Consider the following 269-nt stretch of genomic DNA (forward strand, 5'->3'; position numbering starts at 1 on the left):
CTTGGTCCAGAAGAAGAACAGATCGCGCCAGAGCGTGTCGCGGGTGCGCAGCCAGCGCCATTCGACGAAGGCCAGCCAACTGGCCAGGCCGATGGTGAAGGCCGGGAACAGAATGTGGAAAGAGATGACGAAGCCGAACTGGATCCGCGACAGCAGCAGGGCGTCCACGCGTTTTTGCCTCCACGGCGCGGTGTACGCCGTCGGGTTCATTTTTGCGCCGCAGCATGCGCCGCGCGCGACGGGTTCGTGGGAGCACTTAAACCGCAAAG

Annotated in this window: 1 protein-coding gene; it reads right to left on the bottom strand. The window is 63.2% G+C overall.

What is annotated here, in order from left to right; genetic code table 11:
* Positions 1-168: cytochrome ubiquinol oxidase subunit I (locus tag HKX41_11645; GenBank protein NNC24786.1), on the bottom strand; the 168-nt coding region annotated here is incomplete at its 3' end.
* Positions 169-269 lie beyond the last annotated feature (101 nt).

The sequence above is a fragment of the Salifodinibacter halophilus genome (assembly GCA_012999515.1).
Classification (GTDB): domain Bacteria; phylum Pseudomonadota; class Gammaproteobacteria; order Nevskiales; family Salinisphaeraceae; genus Salifodinibacter; species Salifodinibacter halophilus.